Annotated in this window: 19 protein-coding genes; 11 read left to right on the top strand and 8 right to left on the bottom strand. The window is 57.0% G+C overall.

Going from position 1 to position 18609, the window contains the following annotated elements; all coding sequences use genetic code 11:
- Nucleotides 1-105: 105 nt before the first annotated feature.
- Nucleotides 106-444 (top strand): endonuclease domain-containing protein, encoded by a 339-nt coding sequence (locus AC0J1C_RS11745; RefSeq protein WP_473044040.1) that lies wholly within the window; start codon nt 106-108, stop codon nt 442-444.
- 224 nt (nt 445-668) lie between these two features.
- Here AC0J1C_RS11745 and AC0J1C_RS11740 read toward each other — a convergent pair whose 3' ends face one another.
- From AC0J1C_RS11740 to AC0J1C_RS11720, 5 genes are all read right to left on the bottom strand, one after another.
- Nucleotides 669-2669: a tetratricopeptide repeat protein gene (locus AC0J1C_RS11740; RefSeq protein ID WP_473044039.1), complete on the bottom strand. Its 2001-nt coding sequence runs from the start codon at nt 2667-2669 to the stop codon at nt 669-671.
- Between the two features lie 198 nt (nt 2670-2867).
- Entirely contained in the window at nt 2868-3071 is a 204-nt protein-coding gene (locus tag AC0J1C_RS11735; RefSeq protein ID WP_473044038.1) for a PIN domain-containing protein, read from the bottom strand.
- On the bottom strand, nt 3065-3253 hold the full coding sequence (locus tag AC0J1C_RS11730; protein ID WP_473044037.1) for a type II toxin-antitoxin system VapC family toxin: 189 nt from the start codon (nt 3251-3253) through the stop codon (nt 3065-3067). The genes AC0J1C_RS11735 and AC0J1C_RS11730 overlap by 7 nt, the downstream gene beginning before the upstream one ends.
- Nucleotide 3254: 1 nt before the next feature.
- A complete protein-coding gene (locus tag AC0J1C_RS11725) occupies nt 3255-3494 on the bottom strand; it encodes a type II toxin-antitoxin system Phd/YefM family antitoxin (protein ID WP_473044035.1) in 240 nt (79 codons plus the stop codon).
- A 144-nt stretch (nt 3495-3638) separates the two neighbouring features.
- Nucleotides 3639-5183 (bottom strand): flagellin N-terminal helical domain-containing protein, encoded by a 1545-nt coding sequence (locus tag AC0J1C_RS11720; protein ID WP_473044033.1) that lies wholly within the window; start codon nt 5181-5183, stop codon nt 3639-3641.
- A gap of 386 nt (nt 5184-5569) precedes the next feature.
- Here AC0J1C_RS11720 and AC0J1C_RS11715 point away from each other — a divergent pair, with 386 nt between their 5' ends.
- The 5 genes from AC0J1C_RS11715 (at nt 5570) to AC0J1C_RS11695 (ending at nt 11572) form a co-directional block, all read left to right on the top strand.
- Entirely contained in the window at nt 5570-7036 is a 1467-nt protein-coding gene (locus AC0J1C_RS11715; RefSeq protein WP_375191722.1) for a flagellin N-terminal helical domain-containing protein, read from the top strand.
- Between the two features lie 73 nt (nt 7037-7109).
- Nucleotides 7110-7544: a flagellar protein FlaG gene (locus tag AC0J1C_RS11710; RefSeq protein ID WP_375191723.1), complete on the top strand. Its 435-nt coding sequence runs from the start codon at nt 7110-7112 to the stop codon at nt 7542-7544.
- Between the two features lie 252 nt (nt 7545-7796).
- Entirely contained in the window at nt 7797-9785 is a 1989-nt protein-coding gene (fliD, locus tag AC0J1C_RS11705; protein WP_473044032.1) for a flagellar filament capping protein FliD, read from the top strand.
- A 36-nt stretch (nt 9786-9821) separates the two neighbouring features.
- On the top strand, nt 9822-10220 hold the full coding sequence (gene fliS / locus AC0J1C_RS11700) for a flagellar export chaperone FliS (protein WP_473044031.1): 399 nt from the start codon (nt 9822-9824) through the stop codon (nt 10218-10220).
- A 140-nt stretch (nt 10221-10360) separates the two neighbouring features.
- Complete coding sequence (locus AC0J1C_RS11695; RefSeq protein WP_375191726.1) at nt 10361-11572, top strand: argininosuccinate synthase; 1212 nt, start codon at nt 10361-10363, stop codon at nt 11570-11572.
- Nucleotides 11573-11714: 142 nt separating this feature from the next.
- Here AC0J1C_RS11695 and AC0J1C_RS11690 read toward each other — a convergent pair whose 3' ends face one another.
- Both AC0J1C_RS11690 and AC0J1C_RS11685 read right to left on the bottom strand, forming a co-directional pair.
- Complete coding sequence (locus tag AC0J1C_RS11690) at nt 11715-12746, bottom strand: AraC family transcriptional regulator (protein WP_473044030.1); 1032 nt, start codon at nt 12744-12746, stop codon at nt 11715-11717.
- A gap of 501 nt (nt 12747-13247) precedes the next feature.
- Entirely contained in the window at nt 13248-14219 is a 972-nt protein-coding gene (locus AC0J1C_RS11685; protein WP_473044029.1) for a response regulator, read from the bottom strand.
- Nucleotides 14220-14330: 111 nt separating this feature from the next.
- Between AC0J1C_RS11685 and AC0J1C_RS11680 the strand changes: the two genes are divergently transcribed.
- Genes AC0J1C_RS11680 through AC0J1C_RS11670 form a run of 3 tightly spaced genes read left to right on the top strand, consistent with a single transcriptional unit; the run spans nt 14331 to nt 16605 of the window.
- On the top strand, nt 14331-14813 hold the full coding sequence (locus AC0J1C_RS11680) for a YajQ family cyclic di-GMP-binding protein (protein WP_091986476.1): 483 nt from the start codon (nt 14331-14333) through the stop codon (nt 14811-14813).
- A gap of 39 nt (nt 14814-14852) precedes the next feature.
- Nucleotides 14853-16238, top strand: a complete 1386-nt coding sequence (locus AC0J1C_RS11675) for an AmpG family muropeptide MFS transporter (protein ID WP_473044027.1) — start codon at nt 14853-14855, stop codon at nt 16236-16238.
- Between the two features lie 55 nt (nt 16239-16293).
- Nucleotides 16294-16605: an MGMT family protein gene (locus AC0J1C_RS11670; protein ID WP_473044026.1), complete on the top strand. Its 312-nt coding sequence runs from the start codon at nt 16294-16296 to the stop codon at nt 16603-16605.
- 24 nt (nt 16606-16629) lie between these two features.
- Here the strand turns inward: AC0J1C_RS11670 and AC0J1C_RS11665 are convergent, their stop codons facing one another.
- Nucleotides 16630-17391: an SDR family oxidoreductase gene (locus AC0J1C_RS11665; protein WP_473044025.1), complete on the bottom strand. Its 762-nt coding sequence runs from the start codon at nt 17389-17391 to the stop codon at nt 16630-16632.
- A 166-nt stretch (nt 17392-17557) separates the two neighbouring features.
- Between AC0J1C_RS11665 and AC0J1C_RS11660 the strand changes: the two genes are divergently transcribed.
- Entirely contained in the window at nt 17558-18100 is a 543-nt protein-coding gene (locus AC0J1C_RS11660) for an FxsA family protein (RefSeq protein ID WP_473044024.1), read from the top strand.
- A gap of 192 nt (nt 18101-18292) precedes the next feature.
- Complete coding sequence (gene groES, locus AC0J1C_RS11655; protein ID WP_053112533.1) at nt 18293-18580, top strand: co-chaperone GroES; 288 nt, start codon at nt 18293-18295, stop codon at nt 18578-18580.
- Nucleotides 18581-18609 lie beyond the last annotated feature (29 nt).

Below are 18609 nucleotides of genomic sequence, written 5' to 3'. Positions count from 1 at the left end.
GCCCCTCTCCCCTGGAGGGAGAGGGGTTGGGGAGAGGGGGAGAAATGGCAGGTTACCCCCTTTCAAAACCGGGCAGGAAGCCCACTGAGTTTTCAAGGATGAACTATGCACCAAACCGCTTTCGCTAAGCACCTGCGTAAAAACATGACCGATGCCGAAAGGCATCTCTGGTATCACCTTCGAGCCTACCGCCTTAATGGAAAGCGCTTTCGCAGACAGCAGCCGTTAGGGCCGTATATCGTGGATTTTGTGCATTTCGGATCGCGAGTGATCGTTGAGGCGGATGGAGGGCAGCATCATGAGTCAGCTTATGACAGGGAAAGAGATGCGTGGCTAAGAGCCCAGGGTTACAGGGTTTTGAGATTCTGGAACCACGAGATCTTGCGGCAGACGGATGTGGTGCTTGCGGAGATTGATCGGGTGGTAGAGGGGGAGTTGGATTGAGCGGCGAGAGTTCTTCCCCCTCTCCCCCCGGCCCCTCTCCCGCCAGGGGAGAGGGGAGGATAACAGCGTAACCAGGCGGATTTTGCTATTAAGCCCCTCTCCCGTGTGGGGACGTGGGAGGTTAACGACATAACCTGGCGAGTATCGCTATTTAGCCCCTCTCCCCCTGAGGGAGAGGGGTTGGGGAGAGGGGGCGGCGGTCTACTCAACTCACCGAATCTGCATCAACGCCGCTTCACAAAATAAACACTCAGATTCTGCCCCATCAGACTCTGCACCTCACTCCCCAGTGCTTCCGCCTGGATCTGCTGTTGCACCGGGCCTGTAGCGAGGCTGTGGCCGTCCTCATCGCGCGCTTTCACAAGCTTCCAGTCCACTTCGTTGCTTACCAGCGCCATCAGTGCCTTCAGTTGCGCGGTGTCTTGCTGGCGGAACCAGCGGTCCCGGCAGCCGCCCAGGCTGTAGAAATCGGCGTCGGAAATCAGGTCGTGCCAGGTGCCGTCCTGCCGGTTTGCCAGTGCCATGCGGCGTAGCTGACGCAAGGTCTGGCGGGTTGGTTGCAGCTGATGCTCGCTGATCAGCCTGCGAATTTGCCGATCGCCAGTGGTTTGCTCACTCACGGCGGTGTGCATATGCACTACGGCACCGCCCGCAGTCGCTTCGCTGACCAAAGCGGCGAGCGACAGGTCGATCATGGCCGGTGAGGGCAGGCGGCCAACCTCGATCCAGTGAACCTGGTGCCCGTCTGCCACGAAGCGCTGGGCGATAGACCAGGGCCAGAACACAATGTTGTCCAGGCCCATGTCCCCGGCCATACGGGTAGCCTTGGCGATGTTTGTCAGGGATTCGTCCACAGCAATCACTTCCACGTCATCCAGATAGCGGGCCAGTTCCATGGCGCGCTGGCCAGAACGGGCACCGAATACCATGATGCGCAGGGTGTTCGGGAGGTTGTCCGTGGCCAGCCCGAGTTCGGTGGCCATCAGGGCTTTCAGGCTGGATTCGCTCTGGTAAGCCAGTTGCGACCAGGCCGGCCAGGCCTGGGGCACGTCGGATTTCTCGAGGCAGAGCTCTTCCGCCTTTTCGTCGAAGTTCTGTTTTACGGCTTCTTCTTCGGCCCGGTCGTAGTAGCTGGCGGCCAGCACGGGTTGGAGTGCCAGAGGCCAGTCCACCAGGTTCCACTGGCCAAGTCGGGGCGCAAAGCTTTGGTGGAACAGGGCTCCGTACATGGCGCTGATCATCAGCGAACCGACCATGCCGTCCTGCTCTTCACCCATGGCAAGTTGTGCCTGGATGCTGTCGTTAATCGCAGACACCAGGCGCGATTCATCATCTTCTGCCGTCAGGGCATACCCGGTTCTGTCGGCGTACTGTGCAATGGCCAGGGTCAGGCGTTGCAGCTCGTCGCGCAGCTCCACGGTTTGTGCCACTTCAGCGATGATGGCCCGGCGAAGCAACGTCACCAGTTCTTCCACCGCCGGGTTGGGCATCAGGGTTTTCTGAAGGGCAAGGATCAGAAGTTCGTCCTCGGAAGCGGCATCCAGGAAAATCTGCGCGTCTGGATTGTCCAGATCGTACTGTTGATGAATGATGGCGGCGACGAAACGGCCAAGCTCTTGATGCGGCAGACCGTCCCGCTGAAGCAGGGCAATGGCATCCAGGGCCAGGGCGGAATCGGCGGTGTTAACGTGCAGGTGCGAGGCACAGCTGAGCATACCGCTGTATACAGAGTCCCACTCGGCGCCTGTCTCAAGCAGCTTGCGGTAGTGCAGGTAGGCCACATCGAACTGGCCCTGCAGTCGTTTGGCGTGGGCCACCCCGCAAAAAGCGGCGGCCGATTGCCGGTCGTAGTCCAACGCCTGCAGGAAGTAATGCTCAGCCAGCGCCGGACGCTCGGTTTTCAGCGCCCAGTAGCCCAGGTTGCAGTATTGCTGAGCCTGCCCAGGTTGTTGGTCCAGGCTGGCGTTGAACAGGGCGTGGGCCCGCTCAAACTGCCCGTCATCCAGTTCCACCCGGCCAAGCAGGCCCAGGGCACCGGCGTTCTCCGGCTCAAGCGTCAGAGCTTCGTTCAGATAACCGCGACATTCCTGACGCGCCTTTAGCCGCTGGATGTGGCTGAGACCACCGCTGTTCGATTCGCCGTAGGCGAGGTTTGCCTGCAGCAGCAGGCGAGCCACCTCAGCCTGGGTAGATCGGGAAACCTGGACTTGATGCTTGGCTTGCATGGGACACCTCGTGAATTCAGCCGCATTGGGAAGCGGCAAAGGTCTGCAGTTTTTTTGACGGTTTGCCGTGCTTTGAGGGAGGTATTGCGAAAGGTGTGCCAGTTTGGTGATGGGGTTGGCCAGTGTTATTGAGGGGAGGTTGAGTCCGCTCAGTAGGTCGGATTAGCGAAGCGTAATCCGACAAACTCACGAAGATCTCTAAATCAACCGCACTGGCCCCGGATAACGTGCAACCAGCTCATCAGAGGTAAGCAGCAAAAAACCCTCAGCCTCTGCCTGGGCAACCAGAATCCGGTCGAAAGGATTCTTATGTATGTCGGGAAGGTGGCCAACTGCAAGTGTGTGTTGCGAGGTGATCGGCAGTTCAGAATAGCTATTATCGACAAAGCCGCGCCTCAGCAAATCAGGGTCAACTCTAATATCCGGCCGCGCAGACCATTTTCGATAATGACTTCCCAAAGGCTGGCAGCACTGAAAAACAGGCGGCTCTCTTCATTGCCGCTCAGTTCCGTCGCCTCCGGTGATAGTTGGAAAGGCTCAGCTGCCGCCCAGAGCAGAATGTGAGTATCCGGAAGCAGATTCACGTCAGCCTCCGAACATGTCGACTATCTCATCCTGACCCATCCGATCGAAGTCATCTGGTACGGTGAATTCACCAGCCATGAAGCCGATCCTCTTTCGCTGGCCTGCTTCGGGGGACTCGTAAGCGGTTACGCGGGCCACCGGTTTACCAGCTTTTGCGATAATGAAGGCTTCACCCTTGGCCGCACGAGCCACAAGCTGCGACAGGCGGGTTTTTGCTTCGTGCATGTTGATGGATTCCATGGTTTGCGCACCTAAACTTAGCTAAACAGGCCTAGTCTAGCGCCCAGTTTTTATCCGAACCACCGTGAATTAAGAGCAATCTTAAAGCAAAACGGCCGGGCTAATGACCCGACCGTTTTGATTTCACTGTCTAGTTTTACGCCTTTAACCCTGTAGCAGCTGCAGGACCTGCTGTGGTCTGGCGTTAGCCTGGGCAAGGACGGACAGGCCGGCCTGCTGGAGTACTTGGGTTCGGGCCAATTCGGCGGATTCTGCTGCGAAGTCTGCATCGCGAATTCGCGAGCGAGCCGCAGACAGGTTTTCCGAGGTGGTGCTTAAGTTAGCGATGGTCGATTCCAGTCGGTTTTGTGCAGCACCTAAATCGGCTCGAATACCGCTGATCGTCTCAAGAGCTGCATCGACAATGGCCAAAGCGTCGGTTGCACCCTCAACAGTGCTGATGTCCACCCCTGCGACATCCTCAGGGTTTGAGCCGATCGAGGTGTCCTCCGGAGCACTCAAGATGCTTCCCGTATCTACGGCGGTCGGCGCGGCCTGAGTTGCGCTTGACTGAAGCGCAAAGCTGACTGCTGAATCAAAGGTTATCTCACCCGCAACCCGAACGCTGTCATCAACAGGCGCCGTTGGGCCACTGTTTAGCACAGTCGCAGAAGGATCGCCGCTGCCCCGAACAGCAATCTCCTGTCCATCAGCCGCCGTGAAATCCTTGATGAGGATGTCTTTGCCTGTTGGATGAGTCAGTGTAATAGATCCATCGTCCTCAACCTTCGCAGTAATGCCTGTGCGGCCGGATGATGAGTTGATTTCTTGGGCTAGTGGTGAAAAGTCATTCTGGTCTGTAATCTGGGCAGAAACTGTCGCTTCCGATTCCCCATTGGACAGGGTTAACGTGACCGTCTGTGGGACCGAGATAGGAGTGCCGGTCAGATTGTTGCTCACGCTGAGTTCAGTTCGGGCAGATGCGCTTACTCCAGTGGTGGCAGCTGAAGAATTGATTGCTGCGGCAATAGCCTCTGCTGTGTCGCCCCGCTCAATACTGACCGTCTGCGTGTCCAGAGAGCTGGAGATTGTCAACGTTTGTTCGCCGATTGTGTTTTGAGCCAGGACCGTCGATGTAGCTTCAGTGGCCGAACCCGTACCAGAATTGAGCGTGTTATTGGACGCAGTAAGCGTGTTGTTCGCTAGATCCTTAATTCGGGCGCCCTCAATTGAAACGGCAATTGTCTGGTTTTCGTTCGCGCCTGCTTGGAACTGCTGTGCCTGGAAAGAGCCATCAAGGAGTTTTAAGCCGTTGAACTCAGTGGTTGTAGCAATGCGCTCAAGCTCTTCCTTTAATTCATTGACCTCTGCCTGAAGTGCTTTCCTGTCAGATGCCGAGTTCGTGGCGTTTGCAGACTGAACGGCCAGTTCCCGAATCCTCTGAAGAATATTGCCGGACTCCCCGAGTGCGCCTTCCGCAACCTGTGCCAGCGAAATGCCATCATTCGCGTTCCTAATAGCTTGATTGAGCCCCTGGATCTGAGACGTAAAGCGCTCGGATATGGCTAACCCTGCAGCGTCGTCTTTCGCGGAGTTGATTCTTAAACCTGATGAGAGCCTTTGGAGTGCTACATTGGCTTCACCCTGGGTGGCATTCAGATTACGCTGCGCGTTCAGCGAAGCAATGTTGGTATTGATGACCTGAGGCATATCTATTCTCCCTGCTCAGAGGTGCCGGAAGCTTGGTGCCCGATCTTTAATGGGAACCTCTGCCGGCTGAAATTCGTTAAATTGCCGTTTTTCAGGGTGACAAGCGAAGGATGTGCCAGTTTCTATGGGGGAAAGCTTATCGTTTTGTTTTTAAACAGGTTTCTATGTCTCGTGGTCTTCTCAGGAAAACATAACGCGCCAAAGAGCTGCCGTTTGGAAGGAATTAAATTGCCGGTTTTACATTTGTTAACAAAAACGGAGGTTTTTTTTTCTAAAGCAACCGGAAATGGCGCCGTTAAGTGGTGTAACAGGGCGGCGCTCCCAGACTGAAAAAGGGCGCCAGACCTTTTCCATGAAAAAACGACATCCGTCGAAGGAGAAGCATTATGGCTCTCGGTATTAACACTAACATTGCGTCGATATCCGCTCAGAATCAGCTTCAGAAGTCTCAGGATTTGAGCAATCAGGCTCTCGAGCGTTTGTCCTCGGGTCTACGTATTAACTCTGCTAAAGACGATGCGGCAGGTCTTGCAATTTCTACTCGTTTTCAGTCCCAGATTTCAGGTCTGAATGTTGCCCAGCGAAATGCCAATGACGGCATCTCCCTGGCGCAGACCACCGAAGGGGCGCTCGAAGAAATTACTAACAACCTCCAGCGAATTCGTGATCTGGCCGTTCAATCTGCAAACGCCACAAACAGTGATTCGGATCGTCAAGCCCTCAACGACGAAGTTCGAGCTCGTTTGGACGAAATTGATAGAATTTCCAGCCAGACCGCGTTCAATGGATTGAAAGTCCTGGATGGAACCTTTGGGCGGCAAGATTTCCAAGTTGGCGCGAATGCTGGTGAGACCATCGGAATCGACTTAACGCAAGGAACACGGATCAGTCAAATAGGGGCTGTTGCCGAAGACACACGAACTGTTGCGGGGACTGCGCTTGCTGCTGGCGATCTAACGATCAAAGTCGGTGATGGAGACGCCAAGACTATCGGTGCTAGCGCCGATGGATCCGCAAAAGCAGTTGCTGCTGCGATCAACGCCGCGAATGTCGGCGGGCTAAATGTAGACGCTACTAACGTCCAGGAGTTAAATTTTGCAACCGTAGTGGGTGGCGATGCTGGTGATACCTACAGTCTAAAGATAAATGACGTAAATATCTTTTCTGCGCAAGACTTGGGTGCAGGGACTAATAGTATCACTGCAGACGACTTTGTGGCTGCAGTCAACGCACGTACGGATGAGACTAATGTTCGTGCGGTGAACGATGGTGGGACAGTTTCGTTGATCGCTGATGATGGCGAGAACATTAAAATTGAGCAAACTGTAGCCGAGTCAACTAGTACTACTGCTGCAACAGTGACTGGTGGCTTTACTACTGCGACCGATGTCGAAGATACTTCTGTAACGATTGACAAGGTTGGCACCGCAGTGACGTTGAATGGCTCGCTCACGTTGGAGTCTTCAGAGAACATTGTTATTGGGGGAAACACCCCGTCCAATGCCGGATACTCTGTCGATGAGGTAATTCTTTCTTCTGGCTCTATTGAGTCATTGGGGGTCGGTACCGTCGACGCTGCAAATGACGCCATCAAGAGAGTAGATGCTTCCTTGACTGCAGTGAACAGCCTCCGAGGTGAACTGGGCGCCATTCAGAACCGCTTCGAGTCCACCATCGCAAACCTGGCAACCACCTCAGAGAACCTGAGTGCCGCCAACAGCCGGATACTGGACGCAGACTTTGCCGCAGAAACCGCGAAGCTGTCCAAGGCCCAGGTGCTGCAGCAGGCTGGTATCTCCGTACTTGCCCAGGCGAACGCCCGGCCGCAGCAGGTTCTGTCCCTCCTGCAGTAATGGGGGCATGGCGGTATGAACCGGAGTCTACGGGCTCCGGTTTAACGCCGTTTGAGGATAGCGAGGTAAAGCTATGAATGACGTTAACCTGAACAGCCCGGATCTGAAGCTGGTTCGTACCAGTGAACAAGCCCTGGCTCGGGCAATTTCGTCATCTCAGGCCGTAGGCAGGAATGCCTCCGACCTTGCTGGTTCGTCATCCGCTGTCAATCAAGCGCCGGGCGCCGAGAGAGCGCGGGAGGCCTCGAAAGCCGAAAAGCTCCAGGCAAGAAGTGAGGTCCAGCGGGAAGAGCTTGATGAAGCGGTGAGCCAATTGAACGATTTTGTTCAGAATGTGCAACGGGATCTGCAGTTTGAGGTGGATAACGAACTTGGGCAGACGATCGTGAGAGTCGTGGATCAGTCGACCCAGGAAGTCATTCGCCAGATTCCTGACGAAGTGGCATTGAGGTTGGCAGAAAACTTGCAGCAGGATGAACCGCTGACGTTGTTCAGTATCAAAGTATAAGAGCAGTTGCTCTTAGTTCAGCCGATACGAACAACGGTATTTCAGCACCGCCGCACCCGTGAGGGTCCGGCGGTGTTCTGCGTATTGGGTGCGGCGTAAAGATGGGCGCAGAAGAAGGTTTTTTTCTGACCCCCGGAGTTGCATCGCTGTTACATAGCGTTACAAATCGGTGGAATAAAAAGGCAAAGTTTTGCCGCTTTTTGCCGATAAACTGAACAATTAAGAGATTCGCCCCCTTGAGGAGGCATTGGCATGGCAAGCATTTCATCGCTGGGTATTGGTTCTGGCGTTCTGACCTCTGATCTTGTTGATCAGCTGGTTCAGGCCGAGCGCGCGCCCACTGAAAACAGGCTTAAACAGAAAACAGAGCAAACGCAGGCTTTGTTGTCAGCTTATGGCAAGCTCCGCAGCGCTATTACAGAACTGCGCCTACCCATGCGCCAGCTCAGTGCTCCGGATAATCTCAAGGCGTTTTCTGCAAGCTCGTCCAACGAAGGGATCGGGGTTTCCGTCGATAGCACCAAGGCCAGTCGCGGCACCTACAGTGTTGATGTAACCAGTCTTGCCGGCGCGCAGGCTTTGGCTTCGCGGGATGTGTTTGCAGATCGTGATGCAACCAGCGTCGGGCAGGGCACACTGACGCTCAATGTTGGCGATAAAACGACGAACATTACCATTGACGGCAGCAACGACACGCTCCAGGGACTTGCCAACGCCATCAATGATTCGGATGCGGGAGTTTCTGCGGGTGTGATTGACACTGGAAATGGCTTCCAGTTGGTCCTATCTGCAGACGAGACTGGAACGGCGAATGCGGTAAGTATATCAGTATCCGGTGATACCGGTGGTACAGACACCGACAACCAGGGATTGTCTCGATTTGCGTTCAACAGCGGCATGGATGTCGATGCCGGTTTGAAAGAGACGATTGCGGCTTCTGATGCTGTTATGAAAATAAACGGTGTTGAAGTTACCCGCTCGACCAACAGTTTCGAGAATGTAATCGACGGTTTGACTTTCGACATCACGGAGACTGGCTCCTCGATTATCAAGGTTCAGCAGGACTTTGGTGCGGTGGCCGATCGTGTGCAGGGTTTTGTCGATAAATTCAATGTGCTGCAGTCCACGATTGATAGCCTTGCTGGATTCAATGCCGAAGCTGGCGTGGGTAGCCTTCTCACCGGTGACAGCACTGTTCGCTCAATCCAGAACCAATTGCGTCAGGTACTGACGCGGGTTGTGCCTGGCCTGGAAAATTCGAGCGTTCGCAGCCTGGCCGATGTGGGTATTACCACCAATTTTGAAACCGGTGGCCTGCAGTTTGATCGCGCCAAATTTGAAGAGCAGCTGAAGAACAATCCGGACGATGTGACGGCGCTGTTTGCGGAGCAAGGCCGTACAACAGATAGTCAGGTCGAGTTCGTTCGGAGCGGCTTGAATACTGAGCCGGGCCGGTACGAAATCAACATCACCCAGGCTGCAACCCAGGGTTCGCTTGCTGGTGCCGCGTTCACTGCACCCGTGACAATCGGCGTGGGCAACGACGAGCTGACTTTCCGGGTAAATGGTGAAACGTCCGTCAGCGTGCAGCTAACACAGCAAACCTACAACACCGCTCAGGAACTAGCGGATGAGATCCAGGCCCAATTAAATGCAAATAACGCCTTGAAGGCGTCGGGCTCGAGTGTCCAGGTGGGTGTTGGAAGCGGTGGAGAACTGACCTTCACATCTTCAGACTACGGCAGTGATTCGAACGTTAGCCTGACTACAGTTGAAGACGGATCCGCTTACGGTTTGTCGGTTGCCACCGGAACTTCCGGCCTGGATGTCGCAGGCACGATCGGTGGCCGCACCGCTGAAGGAGACGGCCAGGTACTGTTTCTTGGAAACGGTAATGGCGGTGGGTCCGGCTTACAGGTTCGGATCCTGGGCGATCAGACGGGGAGTCGGGGCTCGATTACCTTTGTTGAGGGGGTAGCGGAGAGAACGGTTGATCTCGTCAGCAGTTTTGTAGGTGCAGATGGTGCCATTGAATCTCGGACTGAGAGTCTCAATCGCGACCTGGAACAGATTCAGGAGAACCGGGCTCGACTGGAAGAGCGTATTGCCGCATATCGCGAGCGGCTGGTTAGCCAGTTCTCAGCGGCAGACTCCCTTATCTCCCAACTGAATAGTACCCGGGATTACGTAAGCCAGCAGTTGGCAGCGCTTGCGCCCCAGAACAACCGGAACAACAACTGATCGGCCCCAGCCGGTTAGCGAACCAAGAGGTCTGATATGAACGGTTTACAGGCATACCAGCGCGTAAACACCCAAACCAGCATCACTGATGCCGATCCCCATAAGCTGATCCAGCTTCTGTACAACGGTGCTATCGAGCGCATCAACATGGCCAAGGCCAAGATGCAGGCGAAGGATTACGGTGGAAAGGCACAACTGCTGAACAAGGCCATCGAGATCATTGGCGGGTTGCGGTCATTCCTCGACTTCGAGCAAGGCGGCGATCTGGCTGCGCGACTCGAGGCGCTCTACGATTACATGGAGCGGACCCTGCTTGAAGCCAGCGCCAAGAACGATGTTCAGAAGCTGGACGAGGTGCTCAACCTGCTGCGTTCCGTGAAAGAAGGCTGGGATGGTATTCGCGACGAGGCGATTGGTCAGCAGAAGGCTGGTTGACGCGAAGCGAGAATCTCCCCCCCTCTCCCCAACCCCTCTCCCGCCGGGGGAGAGGGGCTTTATAGCCATTCCCTCCGCTGTCCCGTACAATATCGCCCTTATTTTCAACACATCCATTCTGTTCAGTCTGGAGCAAGGGCATGTCTGATATCAAAAAGGTGGTGCTGGCCTATTCCGGTGGCCTGGATACTTCCGTGATCGTGCGGTGGTTGCAGGACACCTACAACTGTGAGGTGGTGACCTTCACCGCCGACATCGGCCAGGGCGAGGAAGTGGAGCCGGCGCGGGCCAAGGCCAAGGCGCTGGGAGTCAAGGAGATCTACATCGAGGACCTGCGCGAGGAATTTGTGCGCGATTACGTGTTCCCGATGTTCCGCGCCAACACCATCTATGAGGGGGAGTACCTGCTGGGTACCTCCATTGCCCGTCCCCTTATTGCCAAGCGTCTGGTGGAAATCGCCAACGAGACCGGCGCCGATGCCATCTCCCATGGTGCCACCGGCAAGGGTAACGACCAGGTGCGTTTCGAGCTGGGCGCCTACGCGCTGAAGCCGGGCGTGAAGGTGATTGCACCCTGGCGTGAGTGGGATCTGAACTCCCGCGAGAAGCTGCTGGCTTACTGCGACGAGCGCAACATTCCGGTGGAGAAGAAGAAGGGCAAGAGCCCGTACTCCATGGATGCCAACCTGCTGCACATCTCCTACGAAGGCATCAACCTGGAAGATCCCTGGGCGGAAGCCGAAGAGGATATGTGGCGCTGGAGTGTGTCTCCGGAAGCCGCTCCAGACAAGCCCACCTATGTGGAGCTGACCTACAAGAAGGGCGACATTGTCGCCGTCGATGGCCAGGCCATGAAGCCCCACGAGGTGCTGGAAACCCTGAACAAGCTGGCGGGTGCCAACGGCATCGGTCGTCTGGACATCGTCGAGAACCGCTACGTGGGCATGAAGTCCCGCGGCTGCTACGAAACCCCGGGCGGCACCATCATGCTGCGGGCGCACCGCGCCATCGAGTCCATCACTCTGGACCGCGAAGTGGCTCACCTGAAAGACAGTCTGATGCCCCGCTACGCCGAGGTAATCTATAACGGCTACTGGTGGTCCCCGGAGCGGGAGGCCCTGCAGGCGCTGATTGACCAGACCCAGGCCTACGTGAACGGTACGGTTCGTCTGAAGCTCTATAAGGGCAATGTGGATGTTGTCGGCCGGAAGTCTGAAGACTCCCTGTTTGACGAGAAGATTGCCACGTTCGAGGAAGACCAGGGTGCGTACGACCAGAAGGATGCGGAAGGCTTCATCAAGCTGAATGCCCTGCGGTTGCGTATTGCTGCGGGTAAAGGCCGTAAGCTCTAAATAATACCCTGAGCCTTTGAGCTCGGTGGAGTCGCCGGGCAGGTACCGCTTTTCAGGACACGCTACGAGCACATCCCTGTGCGCTTGACGTTGGCCATCCATGGCCAACGACAGTCCTGAAAAGCGCTGCCCGCCTCGCTTTTCAGGCCTCCGGGTTCGTCCCTGACTGACGAAACTCCCCCGGCGTTTTCCCCGTCACCGCTTTAAACTTCCTGTGAAACGACGTGGTTTCACTGTATCCCAGCCTCAGCGCAATATCCGGAATAGCCAGCTCGCTGTTGCGAAGATAGTCCTCGGCCATGGTTTGCCGCACCTCGTCCAGCAGTTTCTGATACGACACCCCCTCCTGGTTCAGCTTCCGTTGCAGCGTTCGGCTGGTCATGCCGAGGTCGTCCGCCACCATGTCCTGCCGGGTAATGCCGTGCATCAATTGCTGCTGGATGCTGTGGCGAACCCGGCTCGAGAGGTCGCTGTCGGTATCCAGAGCGGCCAGTTGGCTGAGGGCATGGGCTTCCAGGGTTTTGCGAAGCATGGGGTCCGGTTGGCGCAGGCGGGTTTCCAGCAGGGATTTCTTCAGCGTGATGCTGTCCTCGCCCGCCGAGAAGATCACCTGGCACCGCCAGCGTTCCCGGTAGGCCTGTTCCACCCCAGCGCCAGGTGAGGGTCGTTGGAGTCTCACGCAGCTTGGGGATGCCTCCTGGTTGTCGGCCAGCCAGCGGGCGTAGTTCACCCATGAAGCGAACACGTTGTCGACCAGGTGCGGGCGCACCACCGGATCGGTGTAGTTGCAGTTCCAGTTGAGCCGGATGTCCTCGCCCTTCATGGCCAGGCTGGTGGTACCCATGTCGCCTACCAGCTTCTCGAACGGAGCGATTCGTGCCACGGCCTCGCCCAGAGTGGCGCAGCTCATGGTGATGTAGCCCAAGACGCTGTAGGAGCCGGGCTGAACAAAATCTCCGGTTTCCAGGCCCAGGATCGGGTTGCGGGTCTGCTCACACAAACACCGGATAAACCGCTGGAACTGATCGCCGTTGATGCGCCCGTCGTCGGTGTCGAGGATGGTTGGGTTAAGGCCCACCGCTTCGAAAATCTGCCGGGTGTCGACGCCTGCCGATTCAGCGGCACGGACATACTGGCGGAGGGCGGCGACGGAGGCGGTTCCGAGGGATGTCATGGTTCGACTACTGCATTGGCGCTATTGGAATGGTTGTAACAGCAGTATAACGGATCTTGAGGCAGGTTAGGCGTGAGGAGAGTTCAAGCTATGGTGCCTGGCTAAGCGGTGGTGGTGTCGGGAAGGCTTTCCCAGAAATGTGGAGCGCCAAGGACGGCGCGACCAAGCCCTACAGGGATGTATTCACGGGCGTTTTCTGGGAAAGCCTTCCCGACACCGCCGCCGCGTAACTCCAATATAAGACGTAAAAGCCAGAAAATAAAAAGGCCAGCTAAAGAGCTGGCCCAAAAACAAGGAAAGAACGAAAGTGCCTGAAAAATTCGTTAATCCGGTGGACTTCATTCCCCATATGGCGGCGGAGGTACTACACGGCTCCTCCACCATGGGGGATACTGCTTGAATCCACGATGTCAGAATAAGCCCCTCGCTCACTCCTGTCTGTTTGTGATGTGTGTCCCAGTGTTACCGAGTGTGTCCCCAAGGCTGACACTGGTTGCTGGATTATGCCGTTGCGCCAATCTCCGGCACGACTTCCGTGAACCGCCGGGTATCGTAGGCGTCCACCAGCCCGTGAACCGCCGCCCGCTCCATGTCCTGGGTAGACGGAGTGCCCTTCTGGGCGTCGGCCTTGCAAAGCACCATGCCTGCTTCCACCGAAATATAGCCGGCGGTGGTCTTCAGGGCCTTGTGATTGATACCGTCGAACACCCGCCGGAAGGCGGTGGTGCTGCAGTGATCGCTGTTGGGAAAATAGGCGATGATCGCGAACTGGTTGTCGCCAACGCGGCACAGGGCATCGATGGGCCGGATCAGCGTGCTCAGCCGGCGGGCAATGCCGATGGCCAATTCGCTCATAACCGTGGGCGGATGCTTGCGCTTGAGTTCCTGCCAGTTGCGGATGCCGCACAGAACATAGGCCGTACAGCCACCCCGGGACTCCGCGTGACGCAGGGTCTTGTTCAGGCGCTCGCGGCCATAGCGGGTGTTACACAGGCCGGTTTCCAGATCGATGATATTGGTGGATTCCAGCTCCCGATTGTTCTCGATCAGCAGGGAATTGGCCCGCAGCAGGGTGTTCTGGCGGTCGGCCATGCGGTCCGCCGCAAAAATCCGGGGAATGAGCTGCTTGGTCATGTCGGACTTGTAGATGAAATCGTCCACACCCCGATCAAACGCTTCCGATAATGCCTCCACGCTCTCCCGTGCGGTCAGCAGGATCACATAGGTGTAGTGGTTGTCCTGTTCATCCTGCTGGCGCACCTGGTCGGTCAGCGCCAGGCCGTCCATCTCGGGCATCAGCCAGTCGGCAATCAGCACGCTCACCGGCCGCTGCTCGATCAGCTCCAGGGCCGCCGGGGCATTGTTGGCGATGCGTACGTCGCGATAACCGGCATTTCGCAGCGTGCGGCTTACCACCATACTGCTGAATTTCGCGTCGTCTACTACGAGGATGGGAAGGTCCAGGTTCGGCATTGTTATCGTCTTCTACCAGTCCGTTGTCAGGTGCGGGAGATCCCGGGGGTTGGTATCATCCCCAGCAAATTCCGGCAGTATACCTTCTTACCCAGTGGGAGAATAACGACCATGCCTTCTTTTGACATAGTTTCGGAAATTGATATGCACGAAGTCACCAACGCGGTGGACCAGGCCAAACGGGAGCTGGGTAACCGGTGGGATTTCAAGAATGTGGAAGCGGATATCGAGCTGGACGACAAGGGCATTACCATCAGCGCGGAGCAGGAATTTCAGCTGGAGCAGCTGATGGACATGCTGCGCATGGCGTTCGCCAAGCGGAACATCGATACCCGGGCGCTGGCCGAAAATGGCGATAGCAAGTCGGGCAAGCTGGTGAAACAGCACCTACAGCTCAAGCAGGGCATCGAGACCGACATGGCCAAGAAAATCGTCAAGATGATCAAGGACCAGAAGATGAAGGTTCAGGCCAGTATTCAGGGCGACAAGGTTCGCGTTACCGGCAAGAAGCGTGACGATCTTCAGGAGGCCATTGCCATGCTGCGCGAAGCCGAGCTGGATATCCCGCTGCAGTTCAACAACTTCCGCGACTGATCCGGAGGCCTGATCATTCTTACCGGCAACCGCCTGGCTTTGATCCGGGACACGCTGTACACCTACACCCGCTGGCAGGTCATTGCGCTCCTGTTCCTGGGGTTTTCCGCCGGCCTCCCGTTCCTGCTGGTGTTCTCCACCCTGAACGCACGGCTGGCGGATGTGGGTGTGGAGACGGCCACCATTGGTTTCTTCAGCTGGCTGGGCATTACCTATTCCATCAAGGTGTTCTGGGCGCCGGTGGTGGATCGGTTGCAGCTGCCGCTTCTGGACCGGCTGCTGGGCAAGCGCCGCAGCTGGATCCTGTTCGCCCAGATGGGAATTGCCACGGGTTTGTATCTGATGGCGCAAGTGGATGCCACCACGGCGCCAGAGATCATGGCCCTGTGTGGTCTGCTGGTGGCTTTTTCCTCCGCCACTCAGGATGTGGCCATTGACGCCTACCGCATCGAGATTGCCGAGGAGCGGTTGCAGGCGGCGCTGGCGGCCACCTACATCTTTGGTTATCGGCTTGCCCTGCTGGTAGCCGGAGCGGGCGCCCTGTATCTCGCAGAGTTCTGGTCCTGGCAGGTGTCCTACGAGGTCATGGCGGCCTTGGTGGGCGTGGGGGCGCTCACCGTGCTGGTGGTTCGCGAACCGGCGGTCAATCATTTCGCCGCCGCCCAGGACATCGCCCATAAAATCGAACAGGAAGCCGCGCGGCGCAGCCACCTGAATCCGCGCCTGGCCCGGCTGGTGGGCTGGTTTTATGCCGCCGTGGCGGGGCCTTTCCTGGATTTCTTCCGGCGCTATCGGGAACTGGCGCTGATCATCCTGTTGATGGTAGCGGTCTACCGGATTTCCGACATCGCCATGGGCGTGATGGCCAACCCCTTTTACCTGGATTTCATGGGCTTCAGCAAAACCCAGGTGGCGGATGTGACCAAGATTTTCGGCTTTTTCATGACCATCGCTGGCTCACTGATCGGCGGGGTGCTGGTGGTTCGTTATGGCGTGCGCCGCATTCTTCTGCTCGGGGCCGTTATGACGGCGGCCACCAACCTGTTTTTTGTGGGGCTGGCCCAGTACCCGCCCAATATCATGACCCTTGCCGCCGTGGTCAGCGCCGACAATCTCAGTGGTGGTATTGCCAACGTGGCCCTGATTGCCTGGCTCTCAAGCATGACGAGCGCCTCGTTCACCGCCACCCAGTACGCCCTGTTCAGCTCGCTGATGACCCTCCCGGGCAAGTTCATCGGAGGCTTCTCTGGCATCGTGGTGGCAGGGTTCGGTTATGCGGAATTCTTCCTGATTGCCGGACTTATGGGCGTGCCCGCCATTCTGCTGGCGGTGTTCATGATCCGACACGGTAATCGGCTGGATGCGCTGGCACCGAGAAAAAGAGAAGCGGAGCCCGATGGCGAATGGGAGCGCAGCTCGGTCTAGGCAGAAGGCGGAATAAGCGGAGCGTGATCCAAAAGAAGACGAGGCGCCAGGAGATATGTCAGAGCCCACAAAAGATCAGAGAATCTGGCAAGTCGTTGCCGCCATTCCACGCGGCAGCGTCGCCAGCTATGGCCAGGTTGCCGCCATGGCCGGCCTGGGGCGCCAGGCCCGATACATAGGCCGAGCCTTGGGCAAGCTGCCGACCGGCCACAGCATCCCCTGGTTCCGGGTTATCCGCAGTAATGGCCAGATCGCATTTCCCGAAGGCTCCGAGGCTTACGAAACACAGGTGAACAGATTGAGGAGTGAAGGTGTTGAGGTCACCACCGGTCGCGTCTCCATGAGCCGATTCCAGTGGCAACCCTAGCGCAGGTTTTCAGCCGAAGGGGTTCTACAGCCGGAGAGCCCCGTCCACCTCAACTATCCGTCCGGAGAAGTAGTCGTTCTCAAAGATGAACGCCGCCGCCGAGGCAATTTCTTCGGGCTTGCCCATGCGCTTGAGCGGAATACCTGCGGTCATCTTCTCCAGGGCTTCCGGCTTCATGGAGGCCGTCATTTCAGTCTCGATGAAGCCCGGGGCGATGCCCGCACAGCGGATGCCATAGCGCGCGAGTTCCTTGGCCCACACAGGCACCAGGGCTGACACGCCAGCCTTGGCGGCGGAGTAGTTGCTCTGGCCCATGTTGCCCGCGCGGGAAATGGAGGCGATGTTGATGATCGCGCCCTGGTCACCATTCCTGATCATCTGGGTAGCTGCTTCCCGGCCACAGAGGAACACACCGGTGAGGTTGACGTCGATTACCGCCTGCCACTGGGACAGTTCCATCCGGCGCTCAATCTCGCCGTCTTTCACTTTCACCATCAGGCCATCGCGAAGGATACCGGCGTTGTTCACCAGGCCGTTCAGGTGGCCGAAGTCGTTGACGATGGCCTGGAAGGTTTTCTCAACGTCCTCTTCTTTGGCGACGTTGCAAACGTAGCTACGGGCCTCGACGCCGGCGGCCTTGCACGCGGCAACGGCTTCATCCAGCTTTTCCGGCACCAGGTCGATCAGCGCGACTTTCGCACCTTTGGCCGCGAGATATTCACCCATGGCACGGCCAAGGCCCTGGCCACCGCCGGTAATTGCAATCACGGAATCTTGAAGTTTCATGGTTTGCCCTAATCACTATTGTCAGGTGGTTTTAAGGTTGCTGTGCGTCCTTTTGCCTTGCACATTGGTGCGGAAGACCATGTGCGGGGCTTGGCTTATTGTTAAAACTGAAGGGCTGCGAGTATACCAGACCTTCCAAAACTCCAGTTCAGTCCCCGAGGTCCCGATGTCCGTGTTTCTGTTTCTATTCATCATCATGCCCATCGCCGAAATGGCGGTGTTGATCAAGGTAGGCGGCATGATTGGTGTGCTCAATACCGTCGGTCTCGTGCTGCTGACCGCCGTGATCGGCGCCTGGCTGTTGCGCCAGCAAGGCCTGGCAACACTGCTGAAAGCCAACCAGCGACTCAACAGCGGGGAATTGCCGGCCAGGGAGGTGGCTGAAGGGCTGATTCTGGCCGTAGGCGGCGCCTTGTTGCTCACGCCGGGCTTTATCACCGACACCGTTGGCTTCCTCTGTCTGATCCCGGGTAGCCGTCACTGGCTGGCCGCCCAGGCCCTGAAAAGGATGGTGGCTTCCGGGCAGAGTCGCAGCTTCTATTTCCGGGCCGGTGGAGGCGCGGATCCCTTTGGTCAGGACCCTTTCGGTGGTCGCGGAAACCCCTTCGGTCGGCAGCGGCCGTTTGATCGGGACAGTGACGGCAACATCATTGAAGGCGAGTACCGGGACGAGACCGAAACCGACCGGGATCGCATCGAAAAAAAGTGAAAAAATTTTCCTGCCGGGTGTTGAAAACCACCGGGCCAGCCCCAGATAAGTCCCACAAGTTCGCTGCGGGCCTGTAACCGCTGAAATCAGTTGGTTATCAAGCCGGGCAATTTGTCGGATTACGCGTTGCTAATCCGACCTACATCAACAATGTCATTGCCACATTAATCTGACTATTGGAGAAGCCGAGCAATGAAAATTCGTCCGCTACACGATCGTGTTGTCGTACGCCGTAAGGAAGAAGAAGAGAAAACTGCGGGTGGCATCGTGCTGCCGGGTAACGCCAAAGAGAAGCCTTCCCAGGGCGAAGTGATCGCCGTGGGTAATGGTCGCATCCTGGACAACGGCGAAACCCGCTCACTGGCGGTCAAGGTGGGTGACACCGTGGTCTTCGGTCAGTACGCCGGTAACACCGTCAAGATCGACGGCGAAGAGCTCCTTATCATGAGCGAGAGCGACATTTACGGCGTGCTCGAGTGATCGCCGAGGCGAATCGCACGAACTCTCAT

This window comes from Marinobacter sp. E2 (genome assembly GCF_055755345.1).
The sequence above is the reverse complement of the archived record's forward strand: the minus strand, read 5'-3'. Positions and strand labels throughout refer to the sequence as shown.